Raw genomic sequence first — 17,756 nt, 5'->3', positions numbered from 1 at the left:
TGGCCCCGCCCCCGCGGCCCCCGGGGCGTGCCGGGCGGCCTCGGGGGGGGGGTTCTGCAGCTCCCCCCCCCGGGGGGGGGCCGCGGGCGGCGGCGGGGGGGGGGGGCGCCCCCGCCGCCGCGGTGCCGGTCGGGGCTCAGCAATAGGTCATGGGGCAGGCCGTACCGCAGGGAGTACTGGGCGGCGCGCAGGTACAGCGCCACGTAGAAGGCCGCGTCCAGGTCGCCGCTCCAGGGGCCCGGCCGTTCCTCGGCGGCCTTCCGCGCACCGCCCTCCAGGAACCACAGGCTCAGGTCGAGGTTCCGTCCCTCGGGTATCACGTCCAGGGGCAGGCCGATGCCGCCGGACAGCCGCTCGGCCAGTGCGAGGATCCGCGGCGCCCCGGCGACCAGCGTCTCGTCACCGGTGTACGCGGTGCCGACGGGGAGGAGGATCTCCTCCTCCAGCGACAGCGGCACCAGGACGGACCAGTCGAGGAGGGCGGACAGCTCCGCGCCGGTCAGGTGCGCACGTCACAGCGCGGTGAAGCCGTCCATGGACGGGCTGACCTTCTCCTCGAACGAGCCGGGGGCGTCCGGCACGGCGCTCCCCGGCTCGTACGGCGGCAGCCCGCGCCGCTCCAGCTCCGCGCTCAGCGCGGCGGCGACGTCTCCGTGTCCCTCCTCCCCCGGTACCGACCAGTCCTGCGCGCTGACGCTCACGAGATACACACCCATGATCGCAACGTAGCGCCCCCCACCGACAACGGCCCGAACCCTGGTGACAAGCGGGGTGAACAAGCGCTTAGATAGGTGGCCGGAATCCCGTCCAGCCCGCGCCCGACCGCCCGGAGGCCCCGTTGTTCACGTCCGTCGACGATGTCTCCGCCCGTCTCGCCGAGACCGGCTACCTCGCCTCCCCCGCCGTCGCCACCACCGTCTTCCTCGCCGACCGGCTCGGCAAGCCGCTCCTCGTGGAGGGCCCGGCCGGGGTCGGCAAGACCGAACTCGCCAAGGCCGTCGCCCAGGTCGCCGGTGCCCGGCTCGTCCGCCTCCAGTGCTACGAGGGCGTCGACGAGTCCCGGGCGCTGTACGAGTGGAACCACGCCAAGCAGTTGCTGCGCATCAGCGCGGGCCGCGACGAGACGTGGGACGAGACCCGCACGGACATCTTCAGCGAGGAGTTCCTGCTCCCGCGCCCGCTGCTGACCGCGATCCGCGGCGACGAGCCGACGGTGCTGCTGATCGACGAGACCGACAAGGCCGACGTCGAGGTGGAGGGGCTGCTCCTCGAGGTGCTCAGCGACTTCCAGGTGACCGTGCCGGAGCTGGGCACCGTCACCGCGACCCGCCGCCCCTTCGTCGTCCTGACGTCGAACGCGAGCCGTGAACTGTCGGAGGCCCTGCGCCGCCGCTGCCTCTTCCTCCACATCGGCTTCCCCGACGAGGAGTTGGAGCGCCGGATCGTCCGGCTGAAGGTGCCCGGCATCGACGCGGCGCTGGCCGAGTCGGTCGTCCGGGTGGTCGGCGCGCTGCGCGCGATGGACCTGCGCAAGGCGCCCTCCGTCGCCGAGACCGTCGACTGGGCGCGCACCCTGCTCGCCCTGGGCGCCGGCACGCTCGACGAGAGTCTCGTCCGCGCCACGCTGGGCGTCATCCTCAAGCACCAGGACGACGTGCTGAAGGCCGCCGCCAAGCTCGACCTGGACGCCGTATGACCGCCCCGGCGGACCCGACGGCACGCCTGACCGGGTTCGTCGCCGCGCTGCGCGCGCACGGCGTGCGCATCGGCACCGGGGAGACGGTGGACGCGGCCGAGGCGGCGGCCCTGCTCGGGTTCGCCGACCGGCTGCTGCTGCGCGAGGGACTGGCCGCGACGCTGCTGCACACCACGGAGCAGCGGCGGCTGTTCGACACCGTCTTCGACCTGTACTTCCCGCGGGGCGTCGGCGCGCCCGGGACGGAACCGGGCGACCGGGACGACCTGCGGGACCGGCTCGCCGACGCGCTCGCCGCCGACGACGAGGCACTGCTGGCCCGGCTCGCGGCGGAATCGGTCGACGGGCTGGGCGGCTACGGGAGTTCACCGGGCTCGGACGGCTGGTCGTCGTACCAGACGCTCGAACGGCTGCGCCCGCAGACGCTGCTGGCGCGGGTGCGCGACGACGTCCGGCGTCGGGGCGGCGGGGACGGCTTCGCCGGCCGGCTGCTGGAGGACGAGATCCGGCGGCGCATCGAGGCCTTCCGGGCCCTGGTCGCCGCCGAGGCGCGGCGGCGGGTGGCGGAGCGGCGCGGCCGGGACGAGATCGCGCGGCGGGCGGTCGCGCCGACCGCCGACCGGGTCGACTTCCTGTACGCCGGCAAGGACCGGCTGGCCGAACTGCGGCGGACGGTCCAGCCGTTGGCGCGCAAGCTGGCCACCCGGCTGGCCGCCAGGCGCCGCCGGGCCTCCCGCGGCACCATCGACCTGCGGCGCACCCTGCGCGGCTCGCTGTCGACGGGCGGGGTGCCTATGCGCCCCGTGCTGCGCCGCCGGCGTCCGGCGCGGCCCGAACTGGTGCTGCTGTGCGACGTGTCCGGCTCGGTGACCGGCTTCTCCGACTTCACGATGCTGCTGGTGCAGGCCCTGCACGACCAGTTCGCCAGGGTGCGCGTCTTCGCCTTCGTCAACCGGATCGACGAGGTCACGAACCTGCTCGAACACGGCGCGGCCGACCCCGGGGGCCTCGGGGCCCGGATCCGCGCGGAGGCGACCCTGACCGGCTGGCACGGCAGCAGCGACTACGGCGTGGCCCTGGGCGAGTTCGCGGAGCGGTACGCCGACGCGGTGGGCCCGCGCACCACCGTCTTCGTGCTCGGCGACGCCCGTACGAACATGAGCGACCCCAACCTGGCGGCCGTCCGGCAGATCGCCGGACGGGCGCGCCGCGTGCACTGGCTGAACCCGGAGCCGCGCCCGCAGTGGGGCACGGGAGACTCCGCCGCGTACGACTACGCCGAGCTGGTCGCGATGCACGAGTGCCGCAACGCCCGCCAGCTCGGCGCACTGGTGGGCCGACTGCTGCCGGTCTGACGGGCACCGTCGGATCCGGCCGGGTCCGCCCCTTGCTCCTCGGCTTGCTCCTCGGCGCCCTCGGCTTACTGCTCGGCCTTCGCGTAGTCCGTGGCCATCGATCCCGCGAAGTCGTACACCACGCACTGTTCGTCGCCCACGACCCAGGCGTCGTGACCGGCCGAGATCACGAAGACGTCGCCCGGGCCGAGCTCGGCCTCGCCGCCCTCGTCCATAGCGATGTGCATGCGCCCCTCCACCACGTAGCCGTTGTGGTGGACCTGGCAGCTCTCGGTGCCCGCGATCGGGGCCACGGACTCGGACCAGCGCCATCCGGGCTCGAAGGTCGCCACGGCGAAGTCCAGCCCCGACATGTGGACGGCCTCGAGGTGACCGCGCGGGAAATCACGCCGCTCGTCCGCCTTGTCGAGCGTCTTCACTTCCAGCATGACGCTCCTCCCTTCCGGCCGCGTCTCACCACGGCCGGGCCCGGCCTGCCCGGCGGCCTGGACGTCACCGGTGGGGGCCGGGCCGCACACATCCATCGTCCGTCCGCCCCTCAGGGGCCGCCATTCGGGTGCCGCCCGCGTCCTGGCTCGGCTCGGCCACCGTCTGCGGCTCAGACACCGTCTCCGCACAACCGCGCGAACCGGTCCGCGTCGATGTTGCCGCCGGAGACGATCACGCCCACGCGACGCGGCAGCTCGCCCACGCGACCGGAGAGCAGGGCGGCCAGCGGCGTGGCGCCGCTCGGCTCGACGACGATCTTCAGACGCTCGAAGGCGAACCGCATGGCCGCGCGGATCTCGTCGTCGGAGACCAGGGCGATCGCGTCGACGAGCCGCCGGTTCACCGAGAACGTCAGCTCGCCGGGCGTGTGCAGGGCCTGGCCGTCGGCGATCGTGCGCGGCACCGGGACGCTCACGCGCCGGCCCGCCTCCAGCGACCGCTTGGTGTCGTCCCCGGCCTCCGGCTCGACGCCGACGACCCGGATCCCCGTGTCCATGTCCTTCGCGACCGTCGCGCTCCCCGCGATCAGCCCGCCGCCGCCGACCGGGGTCAGCAGGGCTCCCAGCTCCCCGGCCTCCTCCAGGAGTTCGAGTGCGGCGGTGCCCTGGCCCGCCATGACGTGCGGATGCTCGTAGGGCGGGATCAGCGTCAGGCCCCGCTCGGCGGCCAGGGTCTCGGCGATGGCCACCCGATCGCCGGCGTAGCGGTCGTACGTCACGATCTCGGCGCCGTACGCCTCGGTCGCCTCGCGCTTGGAGCGGGGCGCGTCCTCGGGCATGACGATCACCGCGGTGGTGCCGAGTTCGCGGGCGGCCAGGGCGACGGCCTGAGCGTGGTTGCCGGAGGAGTAGGCGGCGATGCCGCGGGCGAGCTGCCCCGGGGTGAGCCGGGAGGCCGCGTTGTAGGCGCCGCGGAACTTGAAGGCGCCGACGCGCTGGAAGTTCTCGCACTTCAGCAGCACTTCGGCGCCGACGAGCGCGTCGAGGGTGCGGGAGTGCAGCACGGGCGTGCGGTGGGCGACGCCCTTGAGGCGGTCGGCCGCGTCCCGGACGTCGTCGGGGGTGATCGGCGGGGGTGTGGTCGTCACGGGTGTGCTCCCTCGGAGGTGTCGTGGTGGCCGGCCGTACCGGGCGTGCCCGCCGCCCTGGCCTGGGACAGGTAGCTGTACGCGGACGCCCGGGAGATGCCGAGGCGGGCGGCGACCTGCTCGATCGCGCGGCGCACGGCGAACACGCCGCGTTCGTCCAGGCCGCGGAAGAGCGCCAGGCGCCGGGCGCGGTCCAGCCCGCCCCAGGTCTGGTCCAGATGAGCGTCGAGAAGTGCGTCGACGACGGAGTCGATGTCGTCGCCGAAGGTGGTCACCGGCGTCTCCGCGGACGGTGCGCCACCCCCGGCCAGGGCGGCGAGCAGGTCCTGAACCCTGCCGACCTCGGTGACGTCCACGTTGACGCAGAGGGCGCCGAACACCGCGCCGGCGGAGTCGCGCAGCACCATCGTCGACGACTTCACCAGCCGGCCGGAGCCGGTGCGGGTGACGTAGTTCAGCTCGTCGTCGGCGTCGTCGCCGCGGGCGAGGACCCGCATGCCGATCTCGCTCATCGCCCCGCCGACCGTACGCCCGGTCACCGTCCCGGCGACGGCGACCACCGACGCCTCCGGCCGCCGGTAGTCGTGCAGCACCACCTCGCACACCGGTCCGAACGTCGCCGCGATGCCGTCCACGACGGGGACGAGCGCGCGCAGGATCGCGTTCCGCTCGGCCTCCCGCAGGTCCTCGGCCGTCATCCGCCCTCCCGTACGACTCGACCCCGGCCCCGACTCAGGCTCCGGCTCCCTCGATTAGACCACGGATCCAGGCTCTGGACATACAGTCCAGAGGGCGATGAGACGCGGGCGTCCACCGGCCCTCCCGCGTCCCGCCTTCAGGGGAACCATCGATCAAGGGGTGGCACCGCCAAATGCCGTTTCCCTAGGATGGGTTGCCGAACGCGCCGACCCGTGGCGCGGCCCGGGAGTGGGGGAAGAGATGCAGCCTGGCAAGCAGCTGTCCACGAAGATCGATGCCACGGTCCCCACGGCCGCGCGCATGTACGACCACTACTTGGGCGGCAAGGACAACTACGCGGCGGACCGCGCGGCCTGCGAGGAACTCGACAAGGTCGTCCCGAGCACCCGTGCGCTCGCCCTGAACAACCGGCGCTTCCTGCAGCGGGTCGTCAGGACGCTGACGCAGGACTACGGCATCCGGCAGTTCCTGGACCACGGGTCCGGCCTGCCCACGCAGGACAACGTCCACCAGGTCGCCCAGCGCATCGACCCGACGGCGCACGTCGTCTACGTCGACAACGACCCGATGGTGCTCGTGCACGGCCGCGCCCTGTTGGAGCAGGACGAACGCACCACCGTCATCCACGCCGACATGCGCGAGACCGACGCGATCTTCAGCCACCCGGACACCGAGCGCCTGATCGACTTCTCGCAGCCGGCGGCCGTGCTGTTCAACTCGGTCTTCCACTGCATCCCGGACAGCGAGACCGACGGCCCGCCCGCGGTGGTCCGACGCGTCGCCGAGCGCCTGGCCCCGGGCAGCTTCCTGGTGATGTGCCAGCTGGTCAGCGAGGACCCGGAGGTACGGGACTTCGTCACGAACTTCATGGACCAGGCCACTCAGGGGCACTGGGGCCGGGTCCGCCAGGAGAAGGACGTCGCCGCACTGTTCGAGGGTCTGGAGATTCTCGAGCCGGGGCTGGTGGAGGTCTCCACCTGGCGGCCGGACACCGAGGTCGCGCCCCGCCAGCTCACCCAGGAGTGGATCGAGTTCGGCGGCGTGGGCCGTCTGCCCTGACCGGCGTCCTGACCGACACCCCCGCCGGACAGAAAGCCGGCGGGGCAGGAGCGGAGCGGTCGGCGAGCGGCGTCAGGGCGCGGGGTAGCGCTGCTCCATCGTCTCCCGCAGCAGCGCGAGGCTCTCCCGCGGGTTGAGGGCCTCGTCGGCCAGCCGGTCCAGGGAGACCCGGTACTCCTCCGTCTCGTCCCGGTCCTCCAGAAAGGTGGCGCTCCTGATCTGCTCGAGGTACACGACGTCGGGCAGGTCGGAGCCGCCGAACCGCAGATACGTCACGGGAATGGCCGGCGCGGACGCGTGCGTCACGTCCAACGGCACGATCTGCAGGGTGACATGGGGCAGCTGGGCGAGCTCGACGAGGTGGGCGAGCTGCTCGCGCATCACCTCGCGGCCGCCCAGGACGCGCAGCAGCACGGACTCGTCGACGACCGCCCACACCTGCGGGGCGTCGGGCCGCGCGAGCAGTTCACAGCGCCGCGTCCGCAGCTCCACCCGGCGCTCGACCTCCCGCGACGAGGCCGTCGGAAGCCCGCGCTGCACGACGGCGCGCGTGTACGCGGGGATCTGCATCAGGCCCGGGACGTACTGGATCTCGAAGGTACGGATGGCGGTGGCCGCCTCCTGGAGTCCGACCAGCCGGTCGAACCACTCGGGCATCAGCCGTTTGTCGTAGCGCTGCCACCAGCCCGGCTCTCCCGCGCGCCGGAGCAACTGCAGCAGCACGGAGGCCTCGTACTCGTCCGCCTTGTACAGCTCCAGGAGCGCGCGGACGTCCGCCTCGACGGGCGGGCGGCGTCCTTTGCCCGCCTCGATCCGCGACAGCTTCGCCGGGCTGAACCCGAGGGCCCGCGCGGCCTGCTCCTGGGAGAGGCCGACGTCCTCCCGGATGCCCGCCAACTGCACACCGACCAGCATTTTCAGCAAGGTCGGGGCGGGCTCGGCCCGGTTCAGATACGGTTCGAGGCGGGAGACGCGAGGTGACTCGGCAGGCATCCTGACTCCCCGTTGACCGGCAGACGACGAAGCCCATTATCGCATCCGAAGGCCTCCGGCCGTACGGAGCAGAGGAATTGAGTCCGCCCGTGCCCCCGCCGTCAGGTGCTCACCGGCCCGCGGACGCCACTGTCCGGCGGGCCCCCGCCCTACAGCAGGTGGTCGAACTCCCCGCCCTTCGCCCCGGCGAGGAACGCGGCCACCTCGGCCGGCGTGTAGACCAGGGCCGGGCCGTCGGGGTCGCGGGAGTTGCGCAGCGCGACACCTCCCCCGTCCAGAACGGCCACCTCGACACAGTTGCCCTCGGCATTGCTGTGACTGCTCTTGATCCAGCGGGCGCCCAGCGCGCTCGCCCGCACTCCGTTCGGCACTGACGACACTGCACTCTCCTCGCTCGTACGCGCAATTTCCCGTGAAATTGCACGAGGACATCGTCAGCGTGGATAATAGCCATGTCGTCAACCGCAGTTCCGCCACCCCGTCCTGACGTCGCCTCAGGGAGATGCCGTGTCATCACCTGCGCAGTTCCGGAGTCCCGAGTCCGTCCGCGACTCGTCCAGAACCGCCACGCTGCACCTCACGGGCAGCCGGGAGGGATTCGCCCGGGCACGGGACTTCACCCACCGCACCCTCGACGACTGGTCGCTGGACCACTGCACCGACGACGCGCTCACCGTCGTCACGGAACTCGCCGCCAACGCCGTCCTGCACGCGCTGCCGGACCGGCCCGCCGACGACGCCGACGTACGGCTCAGGCTCACCCTGCGCCGCTCGCACCTGGTGTGCGCCGTCACCGACCCGAGCGACGAGCCGCCCGTCTACCCGCACACCGCCGACTCGCTGCTGGAGCACGGCCGCGGACTGCACATCGTCGAAGCCCTCTCGGAGCACTGGGGCTGGACCCGCCGCTCCCCCGTGGGCAAGACCGTCTGGGCCATGCTTCCGACCCGTTTCCACACCTGACCATGACTCCCACGAAGAGATCCGCACCGCTCGAGGACCTGGCCCGTGTGCCGTGGCCCGACATCAAGGACTCGACCGGCTGCGCCGCGGCCATCCCCTTCCTGCTGACCGCCGTCGCCCGGGGCGACGCCGAGACCGCCGGCTCCGCGCTCGGCCAACTGCGCCGCCGCATCTGCCAGTACGGCTTCGTGGTGGGACAGGCGACGGCGGCCACGGTGCCCTTCCTCTGGGAGCTCGTCCGGCTCCCGCAGGTCACCTGCCGCGTGGAGATCCTGAAACTGCTGAAGAGCATCGCCGTCGCCCGCCAGTGGGAGACCACGGCCGCCGCCTACCCGAAGCTGCTGCGCCGCCGCGACAACTACGTCCAATGGGAGCGCGAGGCACGCCACGCCGTCCGCGCCCAGCGCGGCGTCCTGCGCCACCTGCTCGACGAACCGGACCGGGAGATCGTCCGGGCCAGCAGGGAACTGGACGCGACACTCACGGACTGACGCGCGGGTCCCCGGGGGGCGGCGGGACGGACAGGCGCGCGCCCCCGCCCTCACCCACACCCACGGGCGACCGGCCCCCGTCACGAACGGTTCTCCAGGAGCACCGCACCGCCTCGGCGACGTCAGGCACGGCCGCGGCCGGCTACGACGACCGATACGACGGCGACGACCGCGACGACCGACTTAATAGTAGCCATGGCTACAGTAGCCATGTACTGTATTCGCCATGAGCAAGGGTTCCGAAAGGGCGACGCCCGGCTATCTGGTGTGGCGTCTGTCGACGAAGTGGCGGGTGGCGGTCGACCGGGCGGTGGCACCGCTGGGTCTCACCCACGCCCAGTACTCGCTGGTGGCCTCGCTGTACGGCATGCAGCGCGCCGGGGAAAGCCCCAGCCAGCGCCGCCTCGCCGACCACACCGGCCTCGAGCCGCTGTACGTCTCCAAGCTGGCCCGGGCCCTGGAGTCCGCGGGGCTGATCGAGCGCACCCGGGATCCGCGTGACCCGCGCGCCGTCCAGCTTGCGCTGACCACGCAGGGCCAGGACGTCACACGACGGGCGATCACCGTCGTCCAGGGGCTGCTGGAGCGGTTGCTGGAACCGCTGGGCGGCCTGGACAGTCCACGGACGCGCACCTTCACCAGCGAACTGAGGGCCCTGCTCGACGTACCTCTCGACGTCACCGACACCAGTCCCCAGGGGGAGACATGACCACCACCGCACCCACCGTCAACGGCCGCGTCATCGGTCTCGCGCACTACGCCGGCCGCGCCATCGTGGAGCACGTGCTCGCCGGGCACGGCGCCACCTTCCTGCAGCAGATCACCCTCCGGGCGGTGGTCGTCGCCGACGGCCCCCTGGAGCTGGACGCCCTCGTCGCCGAGGTCACCGGGGCGCTCAAGAACGACCCCTCCGACGTCCGCGCCACGGTCGGCGAACTGCTCGACTGGGGGCTGCTGGTGACGACGGTCCGCTGATCCGGCCGACGGAGGCGGGACGCGAGCTGATCGCCACGACCGCCGCCGAGACGGGCGGGATCTCCGCCCGGATCTACGCCGGCATCGCCGCCGAGGACCTGGCCGTGGCCGGCCGCGTCCTGAGCCTGGTCACCGAGCGGGCCGACGCGGAACTGGCCGCGCTGAAGTCCCAGGGGTAGTGGAATATTCAACGAACAGGTCCGGTTGTCGGCCTCGAAGGAGGTCACGAGTGGACATGACATACGAGGCGGCGTACGACACCGCGTACTACGCCCATGGAACGCCGGCCGAGCGGTGGGAGCGCGCGCAGCTGTTCTTCGACGCGCGCGACTACGCCGCCGCGGCCCGGGTCCTGGCCGGGCTGGTCGAGGAGGTGCCGGAGCAGACCGGTCCCCGGCTGCTGCTGGCTCGCGCCTACTACCACTCGGCCCAACTGCGCCGAGCCGAAGCCGAGTTGCGGATCATCGTCGAGCGCGACCCGGTGGAGCAGTACGCCCGGCTGATGCTGGGCCGCACCCTGGAGCGGCAGGGACGGCACGCGGAGGCGGGACCGCACCTGCGCCTCGCCTCCGCGCTGGCGGGCGACTTCCCGGAGGACTGAGCCGGCGGCCGGCGCCCCTGTCCCGAGGGGACCGGCCCGGCGGTGAGGAGAGCGGCCCGGCGGTGGAGACCACCGCCGGGCCGCTCCCGTGTGCCGTACGCGTCGCTCAGGCGGACGCCCGTCGCCCGCGCCGGTGCGCGATCTCCCCGAGGACGACGTCCACGACGAGGAAGGCCGCGAGCGGGATGCCGAGGAGCGGCACGAAGTAGCCGAGGACGGCGATCATCGCCATCAGCGGCACGAGGACGTACGGCGGGACCTGCGCCCACGCGCCGCGCGGGACGGGCCGGCCGAAGGCGGAGCCGCGGCCGCGCTGCCACCACATGCGGTAGCCCCAGACGATCAGCAGGATCAGCGAGAGGGCGAGGAGCATCAGCGCGATCTGGTTGACCAGACCGAACAGGACCCCGGTGTGCAGGTCGATGCCCCAGCGGGTGAGCCTGGCGAGCACCGGATAATCCGCGAACCGCAGGACGTCGGTCACCTCGCCGGTGGCCGGGTCGACCGCCACGGCGTCCTGCTTCGTGGGCCAGCTTCGCTGCACCTGCTTGACGACGTACGCCGACTCGGCGTCCGCGGGCGGCACGATCTCCACCGGGTCGCCCAGACCCTCGGCGCGGGCCGCGGCCAGGACCTTGTCGAGCCCGACGCCGTGCTCACCGTTTCCGCCGTCGCCGGCGGCCGCGTCGTGACCGGCGTGGTCGCCGCCGCTCGCCGCCGCCGAGAGCGACGGGGTGGCACCGCCGAGCGAGGTGCGCAGTTCGTCGATGCTCGTGCCCGCGTACTGCGACCAGGTCAGACCGGTCGCGGACACGAAGAAGAACCCGATCGCGGCCCACACGCCGACCGTGCCGTGCAGTCCGAGCGTGCGGCGCCGCCCACGGGCGCCTCGGACCTTGCGCAGGGCGCGCCTGCGGGAGAACCACAGGACGACACCGCCGCCCGCGATCACCCACAGCCAGCTCGCGGCGAACTCGCTGTAGAGGCGCCCGTTCTCGCCGAGCCGCAGGTCGCGGTGGAACTCGTCGATCCAGGTCCGCAGCGGCAGGGCGCCGGTCGAGCCGTACTGCTCCAGTCCGCCGCGCACCTCGCCGGTGTACGGGTCGACGAACACGGCGAAGCTGTGGGTGGCGTCGACGCCCTCGACCCCGGACAGCAGGACGCGGGTCGTGGCGCCGTCCGCCGGGGAGGGCCGCACGGCCGTCACCGTGCCGTCCGGGTACGCCTTGCGGGCGGCCGCCACCTGCGCGGATATCGGCAGTTTCGTGTCGCCGACCGGCACGGTCAGCTCGTGCGAGTAGACGATCTTCTCCGCCTGGAACGCGCCCGCGTAGAGGAAGCCGGTGAGCGCGGCGACGAGCAGGAACGGCGCGACCAGCACGCCGGCGTAGAAGTGCAGGCGCAGCACCAGGGGGCGCAGCGGGGCCCACGGACCGCGGGACGCCGGCTCGGGCGCCGCGGGTTGCTGCGGGGCCTCGTCCGATGGAGGTCCCCCCGCTGGAGCGGAGCCGGAAGTGGGGGAGGTCGAGGGAGCGGTGGACATCGGCGGGCTTCTCCCGGGTCGGTGGGCGGTGTGCGTCGGCTCTTCGGCCGTGAACCGTGCGGCTGTGAACCGTGCGGCCGAGGAGCTCTTCGGTCGCGAGCTCCTCAGCCGTGACGGTCCAGTGGTCGGTTGCGGGCCCCGTCGAGTTCCCGGCAGTTCAAGTGACCCGCATCACACGGGAGTCGGAAGCGGGCGGCGCCGTCGTGGCATGCTGGCCCGATGGCATCTCCCCGTCACCGCGCTCCCCTTGCCGAGCGGATCGAGGAACTCCTCGCCCCCGGCGGTCCCTTGCCCATCGTCGCGGCCGGAGACCCGGTCCTGCGCGCCGGCACCGAGCGCTACGAGGGTCAGCTCGAGCCGGCGCTGCTGACCCGCTTCGTCGAGGCCCTGCGCGGCACCATGCACGCGGCGCCGGGCGTGGGCCTGGCCGCGCCGCAGGTCGGCGTGGAGCTGCGGATCGCGGTGATCGAGGACCCGGCACCGGTGCCGGAGGAGGTGCGGGTGGCCCGCGGCCGGGTGCCGCAGCCGTTCCGGGTCCTCGTCAACCCGTCGTACGAGCCCGTCGGCGGCGTCCGTGCCGCGTTCTTCGAGGGCTGCCTGAGCGTGCCGGGCTGGCAGGCGGTGGTGGCCCGGCACGCCGAGGTGCGGCTGACGGCCGAGGACGAGCACGGTCACCCGCTGGACGAGGTGTTCACCGGGTGGCCCGCCCGGATCGTCCAGCACGAGACGGACCACCTCGACGGCACGCTCTACCTGGACCGGGCCGAACTGCGCTCCCTCTCCGCCAACGAGACGGTGGTGGAGCTGTGGGCGCAGCCGACGCCGGAGGAGGCGGCGCGGGCACTGGGCTTCGAGCTGCCGTGAGGGGTGTCGCGCCGGCGGAACCGGCCGCGGGAGGGATCAGCTGTCCCGGAACGCCTCCAGCAGCCGCAGCCACACCTCGCTGATCGTCGGGTAGGACGGGACGGCGTGCCACAGGCGGGCGACCGGGACCTGGCCGGCCACGGCGACGGTCGCCGAGTGGATCAGCTCGCCGACGCCCGGTCCGACGAAGGTGACCCCGCGCAGGATCTCCTCCTCCAGGTCGACCACCATGCGGGCGCGGCCCTTGTAGCCGTCGGCGTACAGCCCCGCCCCTGCCACGGAGGACAGGTCGACGTCGACGGCGCGGACGCGGTGGCCGGCCTGTTCCGCCTCCGCCAGGGAGAGGCCGACGGCGGCCGCCTCGGGGTCGGTGAACACGACCTGCGGGACGGCGTGGTGGTCGGCCGTGGCCGCGTGGGCGCCCCACGGTCCGGACTGCGGTTCCGGCACTCCCGAGGCGCGGGCCGCGATGGCGGCACCCGCGATCCGTGCCTGGTACTTGCCCTGGTGGGTGAGGAGGGCACGGTGGTTGACGTCGCCGACGGCGTACAGCCACTCGCTTCCGCTGACGCGCAGACTGTCGTCGACGGAGAGCCAGGAGCCCGGTTCCAGGCCGACGGTCTCGAGGCCGATGTCGTCGGTGCGCGGGGCGCGGCCGGTGGCGAAGAGGATCTCGTCGGCCTCGATGCGGTCGTCGGCATCGGTGACGACCACCACCGTGCCGTCCGAGCGGGTCACCGACTTCACGGAGGTGCCCGTGCGCACGTCCACGCCGGCCTCGGTGAGCGCCTCGGCGACCATCTCCCCGGCGAACGGCTCCATGCGGTTGAGCAGGCCCTTGCCGCGGACCAGGAGGGTGACCCGTGCGCCGAGGGCCCGCCAGGCGGTGGCCATCTCGGTGGCGACGACTCCCCCGCCGACCACGACGAGGCGGCCGGGGACCGACTGCGCGCTCGTCGCCTCCCGGCTCGTCCACGGCTTCACCTCGGCCAGGCCCGGCAGATCGGGCAGGACCGCGCGGGAGCCGGTGCAGACCGCGACGGCGTGCCGGGCGGTGAGGATCTTGTCGCCCACGGCCACGGTGCGGGGGCCGGTCAGGCGGCCGTGGCCGCGGTGGAGGTCGGCGCCTATGCCCTCCAGCCAGCGGACCTGGCCGTCGTCGTGCCAGTCGGAGGTGTAGTGGTTGCGGTGGGCGAGGACCGCGTCCGCGTCGAGGGGGCCCTGCACCGCCTGGCGCAGGCCCGGCAGCCGCCGGGCGTCGGCCTGGGCGATGACCGGGCGCAGCAGGGCCTTGCTGGGCATGCAGGCCCAGTAGGAGCACTCGCCGCCGACCAGCTCGCTCTCCACGACCGCGGTGGTGAGGCCGGCCGCGCGGGTGCGGTCGGCGACGTTCTCCCCCACGGGCCCGGCCCCGAGCACCACGACGTCGTACGCGATGGTTTCCGTTTCCGTCATGGGGCCAGTGTGGTGGGTGGTGTGCGGGGTGACCACACGGGTAGGGGCGCGGAATACGCGACCGGCCGACCGTGTTGTGCGGACGGCTTCACCCCATGTCAGGACACACCTGGCAGGAAGCACCGGGAAGAAGGAATCACGCCATGAGCAGCACCGTGGAGCTCACCAAGGAGAACTTCGACCAGACGGTCACCGACAACGACTTCGTCCTGATCGACTTCTGGGCGTCCTGGTGCGGGCCGTGCCGTCAGTTCGCCCCGGTCTACGAGAAGGCCGCCGAGGACAACCCGGACCTGGTGTTCGGCAAGGTGGACACCGAGGCGCAGCCGGAGCTGGCCGCGGCCTTCGGCATCCAGTCCATCCCGACGCTGATGATCGTCCGGGACCGCGTGGCCGTGTTCGCGCAGCCGGGTGCCCTGCCCGAGGCCGCCCTGGCGGACGTCATCGGGCAGGCCCGCAAGCTCGACATGGACGAGGTCCGCAAGTCGATCGAGGAGCAGCAGGCCGCGACCGACGGCCAGTGACTCCCGGAGGCGGCCGGGCGGCTCCCGGGGGCCTGCCCCCGTCCGCACCGCCCTCCGGGCGGACGACGGGAATGATCGACAGGTCCTAGAACGGGTAAGGCGCGACGTCGCTCCGCACCGTCGTCCAGCGCACGTCGGTGAAGGCCTCCAGGTTGGCCTCGCCGCCGAAGCGGGCGCCGGTGCCGGAGGCGGCGACTCCTCCGAAGGGGGCGACGGCCTCGTCGTTCACCGTCTGGTCGTTGATGTGCACGATGCCCGTCGGGATGCGTTCGGCGAGGTCGAGGCCGCGGGCGGCGTCGCGGGTGACGATGCCCAGGGAGAGTCCGTAGGAGCTCGCCGCGGCCAGGGCGGCGGCCTCGTCCAGGCCGCTGAAGGCGCGGACCGGGGCGACCGGCCCGAAGACCTCCTCCGTGTAGGCGGGGGTGCGGTCGTCGACCGCGGCGAGGACCGTCGGGCGGTAGAAGCGCCGCTCGTGCGTGCCGCCCGCCGCGAGCTTCGCGCCGGCGGCCGTGCTGGCCTCCACCAGCCCGCGCACCTTGCCGAGCTGGCCGTCGTCGATGAGCGGGCCGAGATGGACCGGGTCGCGGTGCGGATCGCCGACGGCGAGGGAGTCGGCCTTCGCCGCGAGCCGCTCGACGTACTTCTCGTAGAGGGAGGCGTGCACGAGGTGGCGGCCCGTGGTCATGCAGATCTGGCCCTGGTGGAAGAAGGAGCCCCAGGCGGCCGTGGAGATCACCGCGTCGAGGTCGGCGTCCTCCAGCACGATGAGGGCCGAGTTCCCGCCGAGTTCGAGGTGGGCGCGCTTGAGGTGGCGTCCGGCGGCCTCGCCCACGGCCCGGCCGGCGGCGGTGGAGCCGGTGAAGGAGATCACCGGGACACGCGGGTCCGCGACCAGGGCCGCGCCGGCGTCCGGACCGCCCGGCAGGACGTGCAGCAGACCCTCGGGGAGTCCGGCCTCGGCGAAGACGGCGGCCAGGGAGAGGCCGCCGCAGACCGCGGTGCGCGGGTCGGGCTTGAGGACGACGGCGTTGCCGAGCGCGAGGGCGGGTGCGACGGAGCGGATGGAGAGGATCAGGGGGGCGTTGAACGGCGCGATCACGCCCACCACCCCGACGGGGACGCGCCGGGTGTACGACAGCCGGGGCGCCTCGCTGGGCAGCACCTGCCCGACGGGGCGGGAGGCGAGGGCGGCGGCCTCGTAGCATTCCTGGGCCGCCACGTGCAGCTCGAAGTCGGCCTTGCCGGGGATGGAGCCCGACTCGCGCACCAGCCATTCGCGCAGTTCGTCGGCGTGCGCGGCGAACAGGTCGCCCGCTGTGCGCAGCACTCCGGCGCGGACGAAATGCGGGAGGCGGGCCCACTCGGCCTGCGCGGCGCGCGCGGCCTCGGTGGCCGGGGCGACGTCCTCGACGCCGGCCAGGACGACCGTGCCGAGCGCCTCGCCGGTTGCGGGTTCGGTGACGGTGTGCCGGGGGCCCGACAGGGGGCGTGACTGCCAGGACGTGGGGTCGAGCAACGGCATGACGGCTCTCCGATCGGTGACCCGCGGGACTCACGTGGGGAGGGGAAGTCCCGTGTAGTTTGCCGCCAGTTCGGCGGCCGCGTGTCGGGATGCGGTGATCCGGCGCAGCCTGGTGAGCTGCATCCGGTGGTCGAACGCATCCCCATCCGGTTGGGCGTGCAACATCCTGGTCATGTCGTAGGAGAATCGGGTGGCCTGCCACACGCGCTCCAGACACCGGTCCGAGTACCCGTCGAGCGGCCGGGCAGAGCCCGTGGTGTGCAGCGCCTCGAAGGCGCGGGCGAGGACGCGGACGTCCGAGACGGCCAGGTTCAGTCCTTTGGCGCCGGTCGGCGGGACGATGTGGGCGGCGTCCCCGGCGAGCAGGAGCCGGCCGTGCCGCATGGGCTCGTGGACCTGGCTGCGCATCGGGGTCACGGACTTGGCGATGATCGGTCCGCGGTTCAGGGTCCAGTCGGCGTCGATGGCGAAACGGGCGGCGAGTTCGTCCCAGATCCGCTCGTCGGGCCAGTCGTCGGCCGTGGTGCCGTTGGGCACCTGGAGGTAGAGCCGGGAGATGCGCGGCGAGCGCATGCTGTGCAGGGCGAAGCCGCGTTCGTGCCGTGCGTAGATCAACTCGTCGCAGGACGGCGGGACTTCGGCGAGGATCCCGAGCCATGAGTAGGGGAAGTCGTGCGTGTACGTCCGGGCGGCGGTGGCCGGGAAGGCGGCGCGGGCGACTCCGTGGGAGCCGTCGCAGCCGACGACCCAGTCGCACACGAGTCGTTGTTCCCGGCCCTCGTGCAGGAACCGTATGACGGGCGCGTCGCTCTCCGGCTGGTCCACGGCGAGCGCACGCGCCCCGAACAACAGCGGGGGGCCCGAGGCGAGGTGGAGGGCGACCAGGTCTTTCACGATCTCGGTCTGCGCGTAGATGGTGACGGTGCGGCCGCCGGTGAGGACGGGGAAGTCGATGTGGTGGCGTTCCCGGTCGAAGCGCAGCTCGATGCCGTGGTGGACCAGCCCCTCGAGGTCGAGGCGGCGGGCGGCGCCGGCCGCGCGCAGGGCGTCGACCGTGCCCTGCTCCAGCATTCCGGCGCGCTGGCGCCGCTCGACGTGCTCCCGCGTCCTGCTCTCCAGGACGACGCAGTCGACGCCCGCGCGGTGCAGGAGGCGGGCGAGGAGCAGTCCGGCGGGGCCGCCGCCGATGATGCCGACCGTCGTGCGCATGGCATGCCTCCCCTCGGCGCGGCGCGGTCCGGTGCGTCGCGGGTCCTCACCGGTGGATCCGGTGGGGTCGCGGTGCACCACCAGTGCATCAGGTGTTGTCGCGGTGCACCACCAGGCGTCAGGCCGGATCACCGGCCCCCACCCGTGCGTCAGGTGACGTCACCGCGCGCCACGAGTGCCTCAGCCCGGATCACCGGCCCCCACCCGTACGTCAGGTGACGTCACCGCGCG

19 protein-coding genes and 2 pseudogenes are annotated in these 17,756 nt (G+C 73.1%); 10 read left to right on the top strand and 11 right to left on the bottom strand.

Annotation, left to right across the window (positions count from 1 at the left end):
• Nucleotides 1-458 (bottom strand): annotated as a pseudogene (locus tag ACIHAR_RS18550) (hypothetical protein); the annotation flags it as partial.
• A 54-nt stretch (nt 459-512) separates the two neighbouring features.
• On the bottom strand, nt 513-716 hold the full coding sequence (locus ACIHAR_RS18545; RefSeq protein WP_400020414.1) for a hypothetical protein: 204 nt from the start codon (nt 714-716) through the stop codon (nt 513-515).
• A gap of 122 nt (nt 717-838) precedes the next feature.
• On the opposite strand from ACIHAR_RS18545, the gene ACIHAR_RS18540 reads away from it, so the two are divergent.
• Entirely contained in the window at nt 839-1,696 is an 858-nt protein-coding gene (locus ACIHAR_RS18540; RefSeq protein WP_365462562.1) for a MoxR family ATPase, read from the top strand.
• On the top strand, nt 1,693-3,051 hold the full coding sequence (locus ACIHAR_RS18535; RefSeq protein WP_365462560.1) for a VWA domain-containing protein: 1,359 nt from the start codon (nt 1,693-1,695) through the stop codon (nt 3,049-3,051). The genes ACIHAR_RS18540 and ACIHAR_RS18535 overlap by 4 nt, the downstream gene beginning before the upstream one ends.
• Nucleotides 3,052-3,116: 65 nt before the next feature.
• Here ACIHAR_RS18535 and ACIHAR_RS18530 read toward each other — a convergent pair whose 3' ends face one another.
• From ACIHAR_RS18530 to ACIHAR_RS18520, 3 genes are all read right to left on the bottom strand, one after another.
• Nucleotides 3,117-3,479: a cupin domain-containing protein gene (locus ACIHAR_RS18530; protein WP_365462558.1), complete on the bottom strand. Its 363-nt coding sequence runs from the start codon at nt 3,477-3,479 to the stop codon at nt 3,117-3,119.
• 170 nt (nt 3,480-3,649) lie between these two features.
• Nucleotides 3,650-4,627 (bottom strand): pyridoxal-phosphate dependent enzyme, encoded by a 978-nt coding sequence (locus ACIHAR_RS18525; protein WP_400020410.1) that lies wholly within the window; start codon nt 4,625-4,627, stop codon nt 3,650-3,652.
• On the bottom strand, nt 4,624-5,325 hold the full coding sequence (locus ACIHAR_RS18520; RefSeq protein WP_365462556.1) for a PAS domain-containing protein: 702 nt from the start codon (nt 5,323-5,325) through the stop codon (nt 4,624-4,626). The genes ACIHAR_RS18525 and ACIHAR_RS18520 overlap by 4 nt, the downstream gene beginning before the upstream one ends.
• Before the next feature lie 241 nt (nt 5,326-5,566).
• Here ACIHAR_RS18520 and ACIHAR_RS18515 point away from each other — a divergent pair, with 241 nt between their 5' ends.
• Nucleotides 5,567-6,385: an SAM-dependent methyltransferase gene (locus tag ACIHAR_RS18515; RefSeq protein ID WP_400020408.1), complete on the top strand. Its 819-nt coding sequence runs from the start codon at nt 5,567-5,569 to the stop codon at nt 6,383-6,385.
• A gap of 72 nt (nt 6,386-6,457) precedes the next feature.
• Here ACIHAR_RS18515 and ACIHAR_RS18510 read toward each other — a convergent pair whose 3' ends face one another.
• Together ACIHAR_RS18510 and ACIHAR_RS18505 are read right to left on the bottom strand one after the other, a co-directional pair.
• On the bottom strand, nt 6,458-7,378 hold the full coding sequence (locus ACIHAR_RS18510) for a helix-turn-helix transcriptional regulator (RefSeq protein ID WP_365462552.1): 921 nt from the start codon (nt 7,376-7,378) through the stop codon (nt 6,458-6,460).
• A gap of 149 nt (nt 7,379-7,527) precedes the next feature.
• Entirely contained in the window at nt 7,528-7,758 is a 231-nt protein-coding gene (locus tag ACIHAR_RS18505; RefSeq protein ID WP_388746984.1) for a DUF397 domain-containing protein, read from the bottom strand.
• Nucleotides 7,759-7,885: 127 nt separating this feature from the next.
• Here ACIHAR_RS18505 and ACIHAR_RS18500 point away from each other — a divergent pair, with 127 nt between their 5' ends.
• From ACIHAR_RS18500 to ACIHAR_RS18480, 5 genes and pseudogenes are all read left to right on the top strand, one after another.
• Nucleotides 7,886-8,341: an ATP-binding protein gene (locus tag ACIHAR_RS18500; protein WP_400020405.1), complete on the top strand. Its 456-nt coding sequence runs from the start codon at nt 7,886-7,888 to the stop codon at nt 8,339-8,341.
• 2 nt (nt 8,342-8,343) lie between these two features.
• Nucleotides 8,344-8,832: a hypothetical protein gene (locus ACIHAR_RS18495; protein WP_365462546.1), complete on the top strand. Its 489-nt coding sequence runs from the start codon at nt 8,344-8,346 to the stop codon at nt 8,830-8,832.
• A gap of 226 nt (nt 8,833-9,058) precedes the next feature.
• Entirely contained in the window at nt 9,059-9,541 is a 483-nt protein-coding gene (locus ACIHAR_RS18490; RefSeq protein ID WP_365462544.1) for a MarR family transcriptional regulator, read from the top strand.
• Nucleotides 9,538-9,986, top strand: a pseudogene (locus tag ACIHAR_RS18485) (MarR family transcriptional regulator). Before ACIHAR_RS18490 ends, ACIHAR_RS18485 begins: the two are co-directional and overlap by 4 nt.
• Nucleotides 9,987-10,042: 56 nt before the next feature.
• The gene (locus ACIHAR_RS18480) at nt 10,043-10,408 is read left to right on the top strand and encodes a tetratricopeptide repeat protein (RefSeq protein ID WP_384648964.1); all 366 of its coding nucleotides are present in this window, start codon (nt 10,043-10,045) and stop codon (nt 10,406-10,408) included.
• A gap of 106 nt (nt 10,409-10,514) precedes the next feature.
• Here the strand turns inward: ACIHAR_RS18480 and ACIHAR_RS18475 are convergent, their stop codons facing one another.
• Nucleotides 10,515-11,951 (bottom strand): PepSY-associated TM helix domain-containing protein, encoded by a 1,437-nt coding sequence (locus ACIHAR_RS18475; protein ID WP_400020402.1) that lies wholly within the window; start codon nt 11,949-11,951, stop codon nt 10,515-10,517.
• A 219-nt stretch (nt 11,952-12,170) separates the two neighbouring features.
• Between ACIHAR_RS18475 and ACIHAR_RS18470 the strand changes: the two genes are divergently transcribed.
• A complete protein-coding gene (locus ACIHAR_RS18470; protein ID WP_365462538.1) occupies nt 12,171-12,815 on the top strand; it encodes a peptide deformylase in 645 nt (214 codons plus the stop codon).
• A gap of 36 nt (nt 12,816-12,851) precedes the next feature.
• On the opposite strand, the gene ACIHAR_RS18465 is transcribed toward ACIHAR_RS18470, so the two are convergent.
• Nucleotides 12,852-14,270, bottom strand: coding sequence for a dihydrolipoyl dehydrogenase family protein (locus ACIHAR_RS18465; protein ID WP_400020399.1), 1,419 nt, complete (start codon nt 14,268-14,270; stop codon nt 12,852-12,854).
• 143 nt (nt 14,271-14,413) lie between these two features.
• Here ACIHAR_RS18465 and trxA point away from each other — a divergent pair, with 143 nt between their 5' ends.
• Nucleotides 14,414-14,794, top strand: a complete 381-nt coding sequence (gene trxA, locus ACIHAR_RS18460; protein WP_365462534.1) for a thioredoxin — start codon at nt 14,414-14,416, stop codon at nt 14,792-14,794.
• 85 nt (nt 14,795-14,879) lie between these two features.
• Here trxA and ACIHAR_RS18455 read toward each other — a convergent pair whose 3' ends face one another.
• Both ACIHAR_RS18455 and ACIHAR_RS18450 read right to left on the bottom strand, forming a co-directional pair.
• A complete protein-coding gene (locus ACIHAR_RS18455) occupies nt 14,880-16,316 on the bottom strand; it encodes an aldehyde dehydrogenase family protein (protein ID WP_400020397.1) in 1,437 nt (478 codons plus the stop codon).
• Between the two features lie 30 nt (nt 16,317-16,346).
• Nucleotides 16,347-17,525: a 4-hydroxybenzoate 3-monooxygenase gene (locus ACIHAR_RS18450; protein WP_365462530.1), complete on the bottom strand. Its 1,179-nt coding sequence runs from the start codon at nt 17,523-17,525 to the stop codon at nt 16,347-16,349.
• Nucleotides 17,526-17,756 lie beyond the last annotated feature (231 nt).

Source organism: Streptomyces sp. NPDC052016 (genome assembly GCF_044548445.1).
Taxonomy (GTDB): Bacteria; Actinomycetota; Actinomycetes; order Streptomycetales; family Streptomycetaceae; genus Streptomyces.
This window is presented reverse-complemented; position numbering and strand designations above follow the sequence as displayed.